The sequence below is a fragment of the Pseudarthrobacter sp. NPDC092419 genome (assembly GCF_044755045.1).
Lineage (GTDB): Bacteria > Actinomycetota > Actinomycetes > Actinomycetales > Micrococcaceae > Arthrobacter.
Genome location: NZ_JBIVQF010000005.1, coordinates 1 through 14,134, shown reverse-complemented (window position 1 = coordinate 14,134; position 14,134 = coordinate 1). Strand labels below are relative to the sequence as shown.

General features: G+C 67.0%; 13 protein-coding genes and 1 tRNA gene. 10 read left to right on the top strand and 4 right to left on the bottom strand.

Annotated features, from left to right (window positions below; genetic code table 11):
* Positions 1-50: 50 nt before the first annotated feature.
* The 7 genes from ACIQC0_RS09495 to ACIQC0_RS09465 all read left to right on the top strand — a co-directional run bounded on the left by ACIQC0_RS09495 (position 51) and on the right by ACIQC0_RS09465 (position 8,097).
* The gene (locus tag ACIQC0_RS09495) at positions 51-1,046 is read left to right on the top strand and encodes a DNA topoisomerase IB (RefSeq protein ID WP_400534558.1); all 996 of its coding nucleotides are present in this window, start codon (positions 51-53) and stop codon (positions 1,044-1,046) included.
* A 69-nt stretch (positions 1,047-1,115) separates the two neighbouring features.
* Positions 1,116-2,570 carry an FAD-dependent oxidoreductase gene (locus ACIQC0_RS09490; protein ID WP_400534556.1) on the top strand — a complete coding sequence of 485 codons (1,455 nt, stop codon included), beginning with the start codon at positions 1,116-1,118 and terminating at the stop codon, positions 2,568-2,570.
* Between the two features lie 46 nt (positions 2,571-2,616).
* Complete coding sequence (locus ACIQC0_RS09485) at positions 2,617-3,225, top strand: TetR/AcrR family transcriptional regulator (RefSeq protein WP_400534554.1); 609 nt, start codon at positions 2,617-2,619, stop codon at positions 3,223-3,225.
* Positions 3,226-3,275: 50 nt separating this feature from the next.
* Positions 3,276-4,478, top strand: coding sequence for a glycosyltransferase (locus ACIQC0_RS09480; RefSeq protein WP_400534552.1), 1,203 nt, complete (start codon positions 3,276-3,278; stop codon positions 4,476-4,478).
* 160 nt (positions 4,479-4,638) lie between these two features.
* The gene (locus ACIQC0_RS09475) at positions 4,639-5,982 is read left to right on the top strand and encodes a GAF domain-containing protein (protein ID WP_400534550.1); all 1,344 of its coding nucleotides are present in this window, start codon (positions 4,639-4,641) and stop codon (positions 5,980-5,982) included.
* 147 nt (positions 5,983-6,129) lie between these two features.
* A complete protein-coding gene (locus ACIQC0_RS09470; protein WP_400534548.1) occupies positions 6,130-7,653 on the top strand; it encodes an aldehyde dehydrogenase family protein in 1,524 nt (507 codons plus the stop codon).
* A 3-nt stretch (positions 7,654-7,656) separates the two neighbouring features.
* On the top strand, positions 7,657-8,097 hold the full coding sequence (locus tag ACIQC0_RS09465; protein ID WP_400534546.1) for a DUF779 domain-containing protein: 441 nt from the start codon (positions 7,657-7,659) through the stop codon (positions 8,095-8,097).
* A gap of 27 nt (positions 8,098-8,124) precedes the next feature.
* On the opposite strand, the gene ACIQC0_RS09460 is transcribed toward ACIQC0_RS09465, so the two are convergent.
* The 3 genes from ACIQC0_RS09460 to ACIQC0_RS09450 form a co-directional block, all read right to left on the bottom strand.
* On the bottom strand, positions 8,125-8,760 hold the full coding sequence (locus ACIQC0_RS09460; protein ID WP_400534544.1) for a DUF2461 domain-containing protein: 636 nt from the start codon (positions 8,758-8,760) through the stop codon (positions 8,125-8,127).
* A gap of 112 nt (positions 8,761-8,872) precedes the next feature.
* Positions 8,873-10,354 (bottom strand): catalase, encoded by a 1,482-nt coding sequence (locus ACIQC0_RS09455; protein ID WP_377214594.1) that lies wholly within the window; start codon positions 10,352-10,354, stop codon positions 8,873-8,875.
* A 7-nt stretch (positions 10,355-10,361) separates the two neighbouring features.
* Entirely contained in the window at positions 10,362-10,847 is a 486-nt protein-coding gene (locus ACIQC0_RS09450; protein ID WP_400534542.1) for a Fur family transcriptional regulator, read from the bottom strand.
* A gap of 126 nt (positions 10,848-10,973) precedes the next feature.
* On the opposite strand from ACIQC0_RS09450, the gene ACIQC0_RS09445 reads away from it, so the two are divergent.
* A complete protein-coding gene (locus tag ACIQC0_RS09445; RefSeq protein WP_400534540.1) occupies positions 10,974-12,245 on the top strand; it encodes an MFS transporter in 1,272 nt (423 codons plus the stop codon).
* Between the two features lie 33 nt (positions 12,246-12,278).
* Positions 12,279-13,148, top strand: a complete 870-nt coding sequence (gene htpX / locus ACIQC0_RS09440) for a zinc metalloprotease HtpX (protein ID WP_377214597.1) — start codon at positions 12,279-12,281, stop codon at positions 13,146-13,148.
* On the opposite strand, the gene ACIQC0_RS09435 is transcribed toward htpX, so the two are convergent.
* The gene (locus ACIQC0_RS09435) at positions 13,145-13,636 is read right to left on the bottom strand and encodes a YajQ family cyclic di-GMP-binding protein (RefSeq protein WP_079596566.1); all 492 of its coding nucleotides are present in this window, start codon (positions 13,634-13,636) and stop codon (positions 13,145-13,147) included. The genes htpX and ACIQC0_RS09435 overlap by 4 nt on opposite strands.
* Before the next feature lie 317 nt (positions 13,637-13,953).
* Between ACIQC0_RS09435 and ACIQC0_RS09430 the strand changes: the two genes are divergently transcribed.
* Positions 13,954-14,035 (top strand) — tRNA-Tyr (locus ACIQC0_RS09430).
* Positions 14,036-14,134 lie beyond the last annotated feature (99 nt).

The window sequence follows — 14,134 nt, the reverse complement described above, 5'->3', positions numbered from 1 at the left end:
ATCAGTAGGCTTGCTTTCATGACACACGCAGCCCCGTCCCGGTCCGCGCCATGAGGCTCCGGCGCAGCAACGCCAACGGGCGCGGATACCGCCGCGTGGCAGCCGGCACGGGCTTCAGCTACCGCGACCTCGATGGCTCCACCCTGCCGCCTGGACCCATCCGCGACCGGCTGGAAAGCATCGGCATCCCGCCGGCCTGGACGGACGTGTGGATCTCCCCCTTCGAGAACGGCCACATCCAGGCCACCGGGCTGGACGCGGTGGGGCGCCGGCAGTACATCTACCATCCGGAATGGCGGGAGCGGAAGGACCGGGCCAAGTTCGACCGGTCCCTCCAGCTCGCCGAATCACTGCCCGCCGCGCGCCGGAAGGTGACGATGGACCTGCGCAGCGAGGGGTTCTCCCGCGAGCGGGTCCTGGCCGGGGCCTTCAGGATGCTGGACAGCGGGTCGCTGCGGGTGGGCTCCGAGCGGTACACCAACGAGAACGGCAGCCGCGGCCTGGCCACCCTGCTGTGCGCCCACGCCCAAGTGCGCAAGGACCGCGTCATGCTTCGGTTCCCGGCCAAGAGCGGCAAGTTCTGGGAGTCCGAAATTGACGACGCCGACCTGGCCGCCCTGGTGCGGTCGCTCAAGCGCCGGGGACCCAACGCCAGGCTCCTCGCGTACAAGGAGGGCCGGCGGTGGCGGCCGGTCACCAGCGCGGAGATCAACGCCTACGTCAAGGAGCGGACGGGGTCCGACTTCACGGCCAAGGACTTCCGGACCCTGCGCGGCACGGTGGCTGCCGCCGGGAGCCTGGCGCAGACCGGCGTCCGCCGGACGGTTGCTCAGCGGAAGCGCGCGGTGAGCCAGGCGATGCAGGAAGCTGCGGCGGTGCTGGGGAACACGCCGTCGATCGCGCGGAAAAGCTATGTGGACCCCCGGGTAGTGGACCACTACAACGACGGCGAAACCATCGACCCCCGCCGCACCGATTCCGGCGAGGCCGAACTGCGGGCGCTGCTGTACCGGGAGGGCAGCGTGGTCCCGCTGCGGGCCTCATAAGCGTGTCAATCTAGAATGGAAGGCGGTGCGCCAAGGTCCGGCGCATCCTCATCGTAAGAAGGGCTCCCGGTGTCCAACCACAGCGAAACCGCCTCCACCCGTCCCCTCCGCGTCGCCATCGTGGGCGCCGGTCCGGCCGGGGTCTATGCTGCGGACATCCTCACCAAATCGGCGGGCGTGAAGGACGGCGACTTTGAGGTCAGCATCGACCTCTTCGAGGCCTATCCGGCACCGTACGGGCTGATCCGCTACGGCGTCGCCCCGGACCATCCGCGCATCAAGGGCATCGTCAACGCCCTGCACAAGGTGCTGGACCGCGGCGACATCCGCTTCCTGGGCAACGTGACCTACGGCCGCGACCTGACGCTGCACGACTTCCGCGCGTTCTATGACGCAGTGATTTTCTCCACCGGCGCCATCAAGGATGCGGACCTGAATATTCCGGGTATCGAGCTTCCCGGGAGCTTCGGCGGCGCGGACTTTGTGTCCTGGTATGACGGGCATCCGGACGTTCCCCGCGAATGGCCGCTGGAGGCACGCGAGATTGCGGTGATCGGCAACGGCAACGTGGCGCTGGACGTGGCGCGCATGCTGATCAAGCACCCCGAGGAACTGCTCAGCACCGAGATCCCGGACAACGTCTACCAGGGGCTGAAGTCCTCGCCGGTCACGGACGTGCACGTGTTTGGCCGCCGCGGCCCTGCGCAGGTGAAGTTCACGCCCCTGGAGCTGCGCGAGCTCAGCCACATGAACGACGTGGACATCGTGCTGTACCCGGAGGACTTCGAGTTCGACGAAGCCTCCGACGAGGCCATCCGCACCAACAACCAGACCAAGACCATGGTGAACACGCTCACCAACTGGCTGGTGGAGGAGCACGCCGAGTCCGAGAACCCGTCCTCCCGCCGCCTGCACCTGCACTTCCTGCACAGTCCGGTGGAAATCCTCGCCGAAGGCGGAGAGAGCAGCGGGGCGGGCAGGGTGGGCGCCATCAAGTTCGAGCGGATGCAGCTGGACGGTACCGGCAACGCGAAGGGAACGGGGGAGTTCGTTGAATACCCGGTCCAGGCTGTATACCGGGCCATCGGCTACCACGGTTCCGCGCTGGACGAGCTGGAGTACGACGCCAAGCGCGGTGTCATCCCCAACGAGGGCGGCCGTGTCCTGGACGCCGAGGGCAACCCGGTTCCCGGCATCTACACCACCGGCTGGATCAAGCGCGGTCCGGTGGGCCTGATCGGCCACACCAAGGGCGACGCACTGGAGACCATCGGCTTCCTGCTGGAGGACCGGCTGGCGCTGCCCCCGGCCAGCAACCCGGACCCGCAGGCCATCATCGACCTGCTGGAGGAACGCGGCATCGAATACACCACGTGGGAAGGCTGGAACAGGCTCGACGCCCACGAGGCAGCCCTCGGTGCTGCGTGGACTGCGGACCGGTCCGCTGACGGAGCCGAACCCGTGGTCCGGGAGCGCATCAAGGTGGTCCCGCGCGAAGAAATGATCAAGATCTCCCGCGCCTGACATCCGCGCATGGACAAGAACTCCCATTGGAGTTAGTGTCATTAACATGAATGCGGACGGGCCGACCCGGCCCTACGCCTCACCCAAGCGGGCGGCTGCGGCTGCGGAAACCGGCCGGCGGATCCTGCAGGCCACCGAGGACCTGTTCCTCGAGGGCCCGCTCGCGGACGTCACCCTCAATGCGGTCGCAGCCCGGGCCGGAGTCACAGTCCAGACCGTCATCCGCCGCTTCGGCGACAGGATGGGCCTCATCCACGCCACCGCGGAAGCCGCGGCAGCGAGGGTGGCCGGCCAGCGCAACGCCGCGCCGCCCGGCGATGTCCGGGCCGCCGTCGCAAATCTCATGGAGCACTACGAAACCACCGGCGCGCTGGCGCTGAAGATGCTCGCGGAAGAGGGCACTTCCCCGGTCATGGCCGAGATTACGGCCGCCGGACGCCAATTCCACTGGCAGTGGTGCGAGCGCGTTTTCGCACCCTACCTGGCGGAAGACCTGTTTGCGGACACGGCGGAGCGCCACCGCCGCCTTGCCCAGTTCGTCGCCCTCTGCGACGTCTACACCTGGAAACTGCTCCGTCTCGATGCAGGACTCAGCCGGGACCAGGTGGCCACCTCACTTCTTGAAATGCTGGGGCCCTTTAGCTGGAGGCCATAATGTCCACCGTCCTTGCCTAGACCTCACCCGCCATCGGCCACCTGTTCCCGATGGTCCCGCTGCTCCTGGAGCTGAAAGCGCGGGGGCACGTCGTGCATGTCCGCACCCTGCCGGCGTACGTGGATCACCTGCGCCGCGAAGGCCTGGAAGCCCGGCCCATAGACGCCCGGTTGCTTGATCTCATGCACCGCGACTACACCGCGACCTCCATCAAGGCCAACCTCGCCCTGAGCACCGCCACCTTCACCGCCCGCGGCCTGGTGGACGGGCCGGACCTGCGCGCGGCCATTGCAGAGACCAGTCCCGACCTGCTGCTCGTGGACATCAACGCCTGGGGCGCCCGCACCGTGGCCGAAAACAGCGGAATTCCGTGGGCGGCCTTCAGCCCCTACACCCCGCCGCTTCGGTCCAGCGGAACCCCGCCTTTCGGACCGGGGCTCGATCCCATGCCGGGCCCGTTGGGCAGGCTCCGGGATGCGCTCGTGCGGCCGCTGGTGACCGGTGCGGTCGAAAAGATCATGCTGCCCGGCATCAACACCATGCGCGCCGACCTGTCCGGCGGCACGCTTCAGCCGGTCCGCGGAGTGGATGACTTCTTCCGCACGGCGCCGCTGCTGCTCGTGGCCACCGCCGGGCCGTTCGAGTATCCCCACCCGGACTGGGGACCGGACGTCCGGATGATCGGTGCGCTGGGCTGGGAACCGCCGGCGGAAGCTCCCGCGTGGCTGGACGCCCTGCCGGATCCCGTTGTCCTGGTCACCACTTCCTCCGAGTACCAGGCGGACGAGGACCTGGTACGAACGTCCCTGGCGGCGCTGGAACACGAGCCGTTTACCGTCGTCGCCACTCTTCCGGCGAGCAAGGAGGCCCCGGAGCCGCCCGCCCAGCTGCCAGCCAACGCCCGGCTTGAGCGCTTCCTGCCGCACGGGCCGGTGCTGGATCGTGCCGCCGTCGCCATCACCCACGGCGGGATGGGCGGCACCCAGAAGGCGCTGGCCAAGGGAGTGCCAGTGGTGGTGGTTCCCTATGGCCGGGACCAGCATGAGGTGGCTGCCAGGGTAGTGGCGGCCGACGCCGGCGTGCGGCTAAAGCGCAAAAACCTCACCCCCGAGAAGCTGCGCACCGCCGTCCGGGAGGCCCTCACGAAGACCGCAGGCGCCCGGCGGGTGGCTGCCGGCTTCGAAGCGGCGGGCGGGGCGCGGACGGGCGCCGACGCACTCGAGGAGCTGCTCAGCCCGGCCCGAACTGCGTGACTTCTGGATCCCTGACTCAGCTGCAGCAGCGCCATTCCGACGACAGCCGCAGCTGCCGGTGCCAACAGTGACGCATTAGCGGCCGGGCCTGCTTCAGTGTGATGGGGGTTACAATAGCCGGGCCGGCGCAGCGTCGCCGTGCCTGCACCCCGGGAGTTCAATGACGAACCTGATCACGCGCCAGCAGCACAGCGCCCTGGCCGGCCATGAGCGGCTCGATGGCGGCCTGGCGTTTCCGGGCGTCGAAGAACTCCCCGGAATCCGGACCCTGATCCGCGAATCATGGCAGCGGTCGGCCGGGTTCAAAGCGGACCCGGACAGCCCCGGCGCCCCGCTGGCCCTGGACCTCGAAGAACTCGAGGACTACCGCCGGCAGCATCCGCTGGCCACCATCATGCCCGTCATCCACAAGCTCCTGGTCCAGCCCAGCCATGACAGCGGCCTGCTGGTTGCGGTGGGCGACGAGGTGGGCCGGCTGCTCTGGGTGGAAGGCGATCCGGCAATGCAGCGCCGGGCCGAGGGCATGATGTTCGTCCCCGGCGCCGACTGGTCCGAGGCGACGGTGGGCACCAGCGCCCCCGGGACCGCGCTCGCCCTGGGCCGGGGCATCCAGATTTCGGGTGCCGAGCACTACCAGCGTTCGGTGCACCCGTGGAGCTGCACCGCCGTTCCCTTCCACGACCCCGACTCGGGCGCCGTCCTGGGCGTCGTGGACATCACCGGCACGGACAGCGCCGTGGCGCCGCACACGTTGTCGCTGGTGGAAGCCACGGTGGCAGCCGCCCAGGCGCAGCTGCGCGTCGAGCGGCTCCAGCTGGCGGCGGAGCTCGCCCGCAAACCGGTACGACGGCGTCAGCAGGCTTCCGCTTCCCGCCCGCCAAGGGCGGAGGGCAAGGAAGGCAGCCTCTACCGCAACAGCCTCCAGCTGCTGGGCCGCGACCAGGCCCTGCTGAGCATCGGTGGCAGGACGGTGGCGCTGTCCGCCCGGCACAGCGAGATCCTCGCCCTGCTCAGTGCCCACCCGGAAGGCCTGACAGCTGAGCAGCTGTGCCTGCAGCTCTACCCCGGGGACGGCTCCACCATGACGCTGCGCGCCGAAATGGTCCGACTCCGCAAGATACTCCAGCAGCTCAACCCCGAAGCCGTGCCCGGCTCGAGGCCGTATCGGCTGGCCATGGATCTGGTGCCCGACAGCAACCAGGTCCTCAACTGCCTGCAACGCGGAGCCCACCGGATAGCGCTGGAGATTTACCGGGGCGCGGTGCTGCCGCGGTCCGAGGCGCCGGGGATCGTGGAGCTCCGGGCCAGGGTGTCCGGGCTGCTTCGGGAGGCGGTCCTCACCGACGGCAGCGCCGAGTCCCTCCTCAGGTATGCCGAACTTCCCGAGGCAAGGAACGACGCCGGCGTCCGCCTTGCCGCCCTGAAGCTCCTTCCGCCGCGCTCACCCCGCCGGGCCGCCGTCGTCGCGGACCTCGAGCGGCTGGAAGCCGAGCTCAGCGCGTAGCCGGCCCCCGCCGTCGACCGTTTCGTAAGACTGGTGCCTGGGCACGTGGTGGGGCGCAACCTTGCTGCAACCTTTGCCCTCCTACGCTGATGCCAGCGGCAGCGCCCGTGTCGGGCCGCCGAACACTGCACAGCAAAGGAGCTCGCAATGACTGTTTACGCCCAGCCCGGGACCGAAGGTTCGAAGGTCACGTTCAAGGACCGGTACGAGAACTGGATCGGCGGCGAATGGGTGGCTCCCGTGAAGGGCCAGTACTTCGAAAACATCACCCCCGTGACCGGCAAGGCCTTCTGCGAGGTGGCCCGCGGAACTGCCGAGGATATCGAACTCGCTCTGGATGCCGCGCACAAAATCGCGCCGTCGTGGGGTAAAACGTCGGTGGCCGAGCGCGCGGCGATCCTCAACAAGATCGCCGACCGCATCGAGGAAAACCTGGAGATGCTGGCGGTGGCCGAGTCGTGGGACAACGGCAAGCCGATCCGCGAAACCCTCAACGCCGACATTCCGCTGGCGGTAGACCACTTCCGCTACTTCGCCTCCGCCGTGCGCGCCCAGGAAGGCCGGCTCTCGCAGCTCGACGACGACACCACGGCGTACCACTTCCACGAGCCGCTCGGCGTGGTGGGCCAGATCATCCCCTGGAACTTCCCCATCCTGATGGCGGTGTGGAAGCTGGCGCCCGCGCTCGCAGCCGGCAACGCCGTGGTGCTCAAGCCCGCCGAGCAGACGCCTAGCTCCATCCTGGTTCTGATGGAGCTCATCGGTGACCTGCTGCCTGCCGGCGTGGTCAACGTGGTCAACGGCTTCGGCGTCGAGGCCGGCAAGCCGCTCGCCTCCAGCTCCCGCATCCGCAAGATCGCCTTCACCGGTGAGACCACCACGGGCCGGCTGATCAGCCAGTACGCTTCGAACAACCTGATTCCGGTCACGCTGGAACTGGGCGGCAAGAGCCCCAACATCTTCTTTAACGACGTTGCGCAGGAGAACGACGCTTTCTACGACAAGGCCCAGGAAGGCTTTGCGCTGTTCGCATTCAACCAGGGCGAGGTCTGCACCTGTCCGTCGCGCGCGCTGGTCCAGGAGGACATCTACGAATCCTTCATGGCGGATGCCGTGGCCCGGGTGGAGAAGATGATCCAGGGCAACCCGCTGGACACCGAAACGCAGGTGGGCGCCCAGGCCTCCAACGACCAGCTGGAGAAGATCCTGTCCTACATCGATATCGGAAAGCAGGAAGGCGCCAAGGTTCTCACCGGCGGCGCCCGCGCGGAACTGCCCGGCGACCTGGCCGGCGGTTTCTACGTCCAGCCCACCGTGTTCGAAGGCCACAACAAGATGCGCATCTTCCAGGAGGAGATCTTTGGCCCGGTGGTGGCAGTGACGAAGTTCAGCGATTACAACGACGCCATGGGCCTGGCCAACGACACCCTGTACGGCCTGGGCGCCGGCGTCTGGTCCCGGAACGGCAACGTGGCCTACCGCGCCGGCCGGGAAATCCAGGCCGGACGCGTCTGGGTCAACAACTACCACGCCTACCCGGCAGGAGCCGCGTTCGGCGGCTACAAGTCCTCAGGCATCGGGCGTGAAAACCACGCCATGATGCTGGACCACTACCAGCAGACCAAGAACCTGCTGGTCAGCTATAACGAAAACAAGCTGGGTTTCTTCTAAGCCGTGGAAGACGCAGTGTTGGACGCCGCCGTGACGCTGCCCGGGGAGGATTTCTCCCGGGTGGCGCTCACGGCGCCTGCCGCGGACCTGCTCCGGAAGCTGTGGCTGCAGCACGGGCCGCTGATGTTCCACCAGTCAGGCGGCTGCTGCGACGGCTCCGCGCCGATGTGTTATCCGGCCGGCGAGTTCCTCACCGGGGATTCGGACGTCCTACTGGGCCGGTTCGACCTGGCGGCGGAGGGAATGCACGACGGCGGCGCGCGCCAGCGTGCCGACGCGGCCCAGCCGCTGGAGTTCTGGATGTCGCGGGAACAGTTCGCCTACTGGAGCCACACGCACCTGACCGTCGACGTGGTCACCGGGCGCGGAAGCGGGTTTTCGGTGGAGGCGCCGGAGGGCAAGCGTTTCCTGATCCGCTCCACGCTGATGGACTGGCCGGCCTAAATGTTCGCTGATGCGGCACGAGGCCCGTCACGGCGCCGCGTGCCTGCCCACCCATTCCACCAGCGGGCGCAGCCGTTCCCACCGCGTTGAGATTTCCTGCGCCGCCGCCGGCGTGGCCAGCCAGTCGGGCCTGCCCAGCTCCAGGCCGGCAGACAGCGACTTGTATTGGAGCAGGTCGGAGCGGGGGTGGTCCCGGTCAAAACCCCGCGGCACCGTTTTGAGTTTGTCGCCGTCCAGGGTAAATCCCGCCGCCGCCATGCCGTCAACTATCTGCCGGAGCGCTTCGCCCGTGGCGGCGGCATCCACCGAGTTCCGGTAGCGGGCCAACTGCGCCGGAGTGTGGGAATGGTACCCGCCGCCGACCAGCAGCCCGTCTGCGCTGATCCGCAGGTAATAGCCCACGCCTTCCAGGGTGGATGCGAAAGCGCCCTGCGCTGTCTTGTACGGCGACTTGTCCTCCGAAAACCGGATGTCCCGGTTGGGCCGGAAAAGTTTGCCGGGGCCGAACCGGGGCGCCAGCTCTGCCAGCAGGGCCGTAACCGGATCACGGACCAGGCTGGTGTAGCTGTCCTTGTGCTCCTGCCACCACTGCCGGTTGTTGTTTTCCTCCAGTTCGGCATAAAAGCTGAAGGCTTCGGGAGGAATTCCCTGGAAAGTAGTCATGCACCGAGCCTAAGGAGGCCTGCCCCCGGACGCCACGGTCCCGCCGTCGTATGTGGAAAACACTCCGCCCCGCTACGGAAGCCGTAGCGGGGCGGAAGGATAAGCGGAGGACTTAGCCGATCTTGTTGGCTGCCTCAGCCTCGGACTGCGGGGCGGCGCCCAGGTTGGCGCGCAGCTTGGCGCCGAGTTCGGCGTCAACATTGGTCCAGTACTGGATGGCGCGTTCCTTGATGCCGGGGCTCTTCACGCCGCCCACGGCACCGGTGATGGTGTCCAGGAAGCGGGCCTTGGCGGCGTCGTCGTAAACCTCGCGGTACAGCGTCCCGGCCTGGACGAAGTCACTGTCCTCGGCGTGGAGGGAATGGGCAGCCAGGGTCAGCTCGCCGTCGTTCTCCCAGCCGCCGGCCGGGTTCTGCGGCTCAACGGCGGCGGGCCCGCCCATGGTGTTGGGTGCGTATACCGGAACGGAGGGGGCGTTGAACAGGTAGCGGCCGGCGCCGTCCTGGCTGTAGTTGTTGACCTGGCTCTTCGGCTGGTTCACCGGGATCTGGGCGTGGTTGGTGCCCACGCGGTAGCGGTGCGCGTCAGCGTAGGAGAAGATGCGGGCCTGGAGCATCTTATCCGGCGAGGCGGCGATGCCGGGAACGAAGTTCGACGGCGCGAAGGTGGCCTGCTCGATCTGTGCGAAGTAGTTCTCTGGGTTCCGGTTCAGCTCCATCGTGCCCACCTTGATCAGCGGGTAGTCAGCGTGCGGCCACACCTTGGTGAGGTCGAACGGGTTGAAGCGGTAGGTCTTGGCGTCCTCGTACGGCATGACCTGGACGTGCAGGTCCCAGGACGGGAAGTTCCCGGCCTCGATGTTCTCCGAGAGGTCGCGGATGTAGAAATCGGCGTCGGACCCGGCCAGCGCCTCGGCCTGCTCGGAGGTCATGGAGTTCACGCCCTGGTTGGACCTGAAGTGGTACTTGACCCAGAAGCGCTCGCCGGCGGCGTTGATCCACTGGTAGGTGTGGGAGCCGTAGCCCTGCATTTCGCGCCAGGAAGCCGGCAGGCCGCGGTCGCCCATAAGCCAGGTGACCTGGTGGGCGGACTCGGGGGAGAGCGTCCAGAAATCCCACTGCATGTCGGCGTCGCGCAGGTGGGTGCCCGGCAGGCGTTTCTGCGAGTGGATGAAATCCGGGAACTTGATGCCGTCGCGGATGAAGAACACCGGGGTGTTGTTGCCCACGAGGTCGTAGTTGCCCTCGGTGGTGTAGAACTTCACGGCGAAACCGCGGGGGTCGCGCCAGGTGTCCGGGGAGCCGTTTTCGCCGGCGACGGAGGAGAAACGGATCAGCATTTCGGTCTCGACGCCCGGCTGCAGGAACGCAGCCTTCGTGTACTTGGAGATGTCCTCGGTGGTCTTGAACGTGCCGAATGCACCGCCGCCCTTGGCGTGCACAACGCGCTCCGGAACCCGCTCACGGTTGAACTGGGCGAGCTTTTCCACCAGGTAGTGGTCAGTCAGGATGATGGCGCCGTCGGCACCAACTGACTTCGAGTGTGCGTCGGACGTAACCGGTGCACCTGACTGGGTTGTGGAAACGGCAGTCATTGTTCTCCTATTTCTCTGTTTCTTGCGAGGGATTGTGGGGAGGAAGCTGTTGGTTCCGCTGGCAGTCCTGGCAGATGCCCTGGTACAGGACGTCGGCGATCTGGATGGTCATCGGCTTGGCATCGGGGTTCCAGTGCGGCGTCAGGCAGGGGGCGTGCCCGACGGCGCAGTCGACGTCCTCCACGCGGCCGCAGCTGATGCAGACGGCGTGGTGGTGGTTGTCGCCGACGCGTGTCTCATACAGTGCAGGCGAGTGGGGCGGCTCGAACCGCCGCAGCATGTTCAGGTCGGTGAGGTCTCCGAGTACCACGTAAACGGACTGCGCCGTCAGTTCCGGCAGCTCCGCGCGGGCCGCGGCAAGGATGCTTTCAGCCGGGGAATGCGGATGGCGCTCGACGGCGGCCAGCACGGCGAGGCGCTGCTTGGTCACCCTCCGGCCGTGGGCACGCAGGGCGGCAGCCCAGGAGTCGTGGCCATCCAGAAGTTCCGTCATGGGACCATTCAAGCACTTATTATGAGCATCTCATAATAAGGCGTGGCTAAGCTTCGGAGCGGCCCCGTTTCCGGTGCAGCACGCCTTCCGACCTCCGCTGTCGGCGCTGCCCAGTATGGTGTCAGGGTGGGGAGACTGCTGGCAGACGTGACGCCGCTCAGGGAGAGCCCGGCGTTCCGCCGGCTGTGGCTGGGATCCGCGGTGTCCGCCGTCGGAAGCCAGCTCACCCTGGTTGCGGTCAGCCTGGAGGTCTACCGGCTGACGCAGGACAGTTTCTACGTGGGCCTGCTCGGCATCTTTGCTCTGGTACCGCTGGTGTTTGGCGGGCTGATGGGCGGCTCCATCGCGGACTCGCACGACCGCCGGACCGTGGCGCTCGCCGCCACCGCCGTCCTCTGGCTGACCACCGGGATGATCGCGCTGCAGGCCTGGCTGGTGTTGGGAAATATATGGATCCTTTATGCGCTGGTGGCACTGCAAAGCGGGGCCCAGGCCATCAACCAGCCTGTCCGCAGTGCCATCATCCCCAACCTGGTCCGGCGCGAACTGCTGCCCGCGGCCAATGCGCTGAACATGCTGTCCATGGGCCTGTCCATGACGGCCGGACCGCTGCTGGCAGGACTGCTGGTGGCGGGGGTGGGGTTCGCTTGGACCTACACGTTGGATTTCGCCAGCTTCGCGTTTGTGCTGTGGGCGGTGTTCCGGCTGCCGCCGATGCCGCCGGACGGCCGCCGCAGCAAGGCGGGAATCCGTTCCGTGATCGAAGGCTTCCGTTTCCTGGGCACCCGTCCGAACGTGCGGATGACATTCGTTATCGACCTCATCGCCATGGTCCTGGCCCAGCCCCGGGCGCTGATTCCCGCCATCGGCGCGGTGATGATCGGCGGTGGGGAAGCCACCGTGGGCATCCTCCTGGCGGCCACCGCGGTCGGGGCCTTCCTGGCCGGCCTGTTCTCCGGACCGCTGGGCGGCATCCACAAACAGGGCACCGCTGTGGTGCTGTCGGTCATGGGCTGGGGCGCGTCCATTGGCGGCTTTGGCCTGGTGGTGCTGCTGGCCGGGCGTTCCCCTGACGGTGCCGTTACGGGCTGGCTGGTGCCGGCGGCGCTCTGCTGTGTCCTGGCAGGCATCGCCGATTCCATCAGTGCCGTCTTCCGGAACACCATCCTGCAGTCGGCCACCCCGGACCACCTGCGGGGACGGCTTCAGGGCGTCTTCATCGTGGTGGTGGCCGGCGGGCCGCGGGTGGGGGACCTGCTGGCAGGCGGCGCGACTAAGATTTTGAGTGAGGGCTGGGTGCTGCTGCTCGGCGGCGTGCTGTGCATCGGCGCCGCGTGGCTGGCCGCCAGGCTGCAGCCGGGCTTCACCGCGTACGACGCCCGCCGCCCGGCCCCTTAGCGGCAACTGTTCGCGTTCCAGACGGGAGTGGAAATGCACAAGCACTACAACGGACTCAAAACCGCGGCGCTGTTCGGCGTTCTCTGGGCGGTTCTGCTGGGACTCGGCGGGCTGATCGGCCTCAATACCCGCAGCTCCACGCCCATCTGGATCATGGCGCTCGTGGGTGTTGCCACCACTGCGTACGGCTACTGGAACAGCGACAAGATCGCCATCCGTTCCATGCAGGCATACCCGGTCACCGAGGCCCAGGCACCGCAGCTGCACCAGATCGTGCGTGAGCTCTCCGTCCGGGCCAACCAGCCCATGCCTCGCATTTACCTTTCGCCTACGATGAACCCCAACGCCTTCGCCACCGGCCGCAACCCGAAGAACGCGGCGGTCTGCTGCACCGAGGGGATGCTCCAACTGCTGGATGCGCGCGAACTCCGCGGAGTACTGGGCCACGAACTGATGCACGTCTACAACCGGGACATCCTTACCTCGTCCGTGGCGGCCGCCGTCGCCGGCGTCATCACCTCGGTGGGCCAGATGCTGCTCTTCTTCGGCGGCGGGGACCGACGTAACGGCAACCCCTTGGCCATGATCGCCATGGCGCTCCTGGCTCCGTTTGCAGCCTCGCTGATCCAGTTGGCCATCTCCCGCACCAGGGAGTACGACGCCGACGAGGACGGTGCACAGCTCACCGGCGATCCGCTGGCGCTCGCCTCAGCCCTGGCGAAGATCGAGCGCGGCGTCGCCGTCGCGCCGCTGCCCCAGGACCAGCGGCTGGTCAACGCCTCGCACCTGATGATCGCCAACCCGTTCCGGGGCGGGGCGATGACCAAGCTGTTCGCCACCCATCCGCCCATGCGGGACCGGATTGCCCGGCTTGAGCGGATGGCAGGCAGGCCGCTCGCCTAGCTGCGGAAGTTGACGAACTGCAGGTCCGCCTCCTCGAAGTCCTTGAGCAGGGCCATGGTGGCCTGCAGGTCGTCGCGGGACTTGGACGTGACCCGCAGTTCGTCGCCCTGGATCTGGGATTTGACAGACTTCGGGGCCTCGTCGCGGATGAGCTTGTTGATCTTCTTGGCCAGGTCCTGGGCGATGCCTTCCTTGATGGAGGCTTCGAGACGGAATTCCTTGCCGGAGGCGTAGGGCTCGCCGGTGTCCAGCGACTTGAGCGAGATGCCGCGGCGGATGAGCTTGGACTGGAGGACGTCCAGCACGGCCAGGACGCGTTCCTCGGAGTTGGCCTTCATGAGGATCTTTTCGCCGCTGAAGTCCACCTCAGCGCCGACGCCCTTGAAGTCGTACCGCTGCGCCAGTTCCTTCTGGGCCTGGTTCAGGGCGTTGGCCACTTCCTGCTTGTCCACTTTGCTTACGACGTCGAACGTTGACTCGCCTGCCATGACTCTCCTTATGCGGTGGTGCGGGGTAGGGCCCTGTGCGCGGACGGGGCCGGGGATCACTGCGGTCAAGCCTAATACGGATGCCTCTTCCGGTGGGGGTCTGGGATTCACAGTTCCCTATCAGCGGAAACGGGGACGGAGCCCCGCCTGATCTGCCCTGAATTCCGCGCGGTTCCGCGGCTCTGTGCTGTCAGGGAGTCCGATTCGATTCTTCGGCGGAAATTCTGTAAAGTTGTCTTGCCCGCGGTTACCGGAAGCAGAACGGCCTGGAAACAGACGCTCTGCAGACTGCATCGGCGGGTACTTCTTTGAAGTTCGGCAGATTACCCGAGCGGCCAAAGGGGGCTGACTGTAAATCAGCTGGCAACGCCTACGGGGGTTCGAATCCCTCATCTGCCACCCTTGTGATGAGTCGAGACATCCTTCACGGATGAGTCGGGTCATCGGTTACACCCCGGTCTTCGGACCGGGGTGTTTTTCTTTGTCCGGATGTTCTGG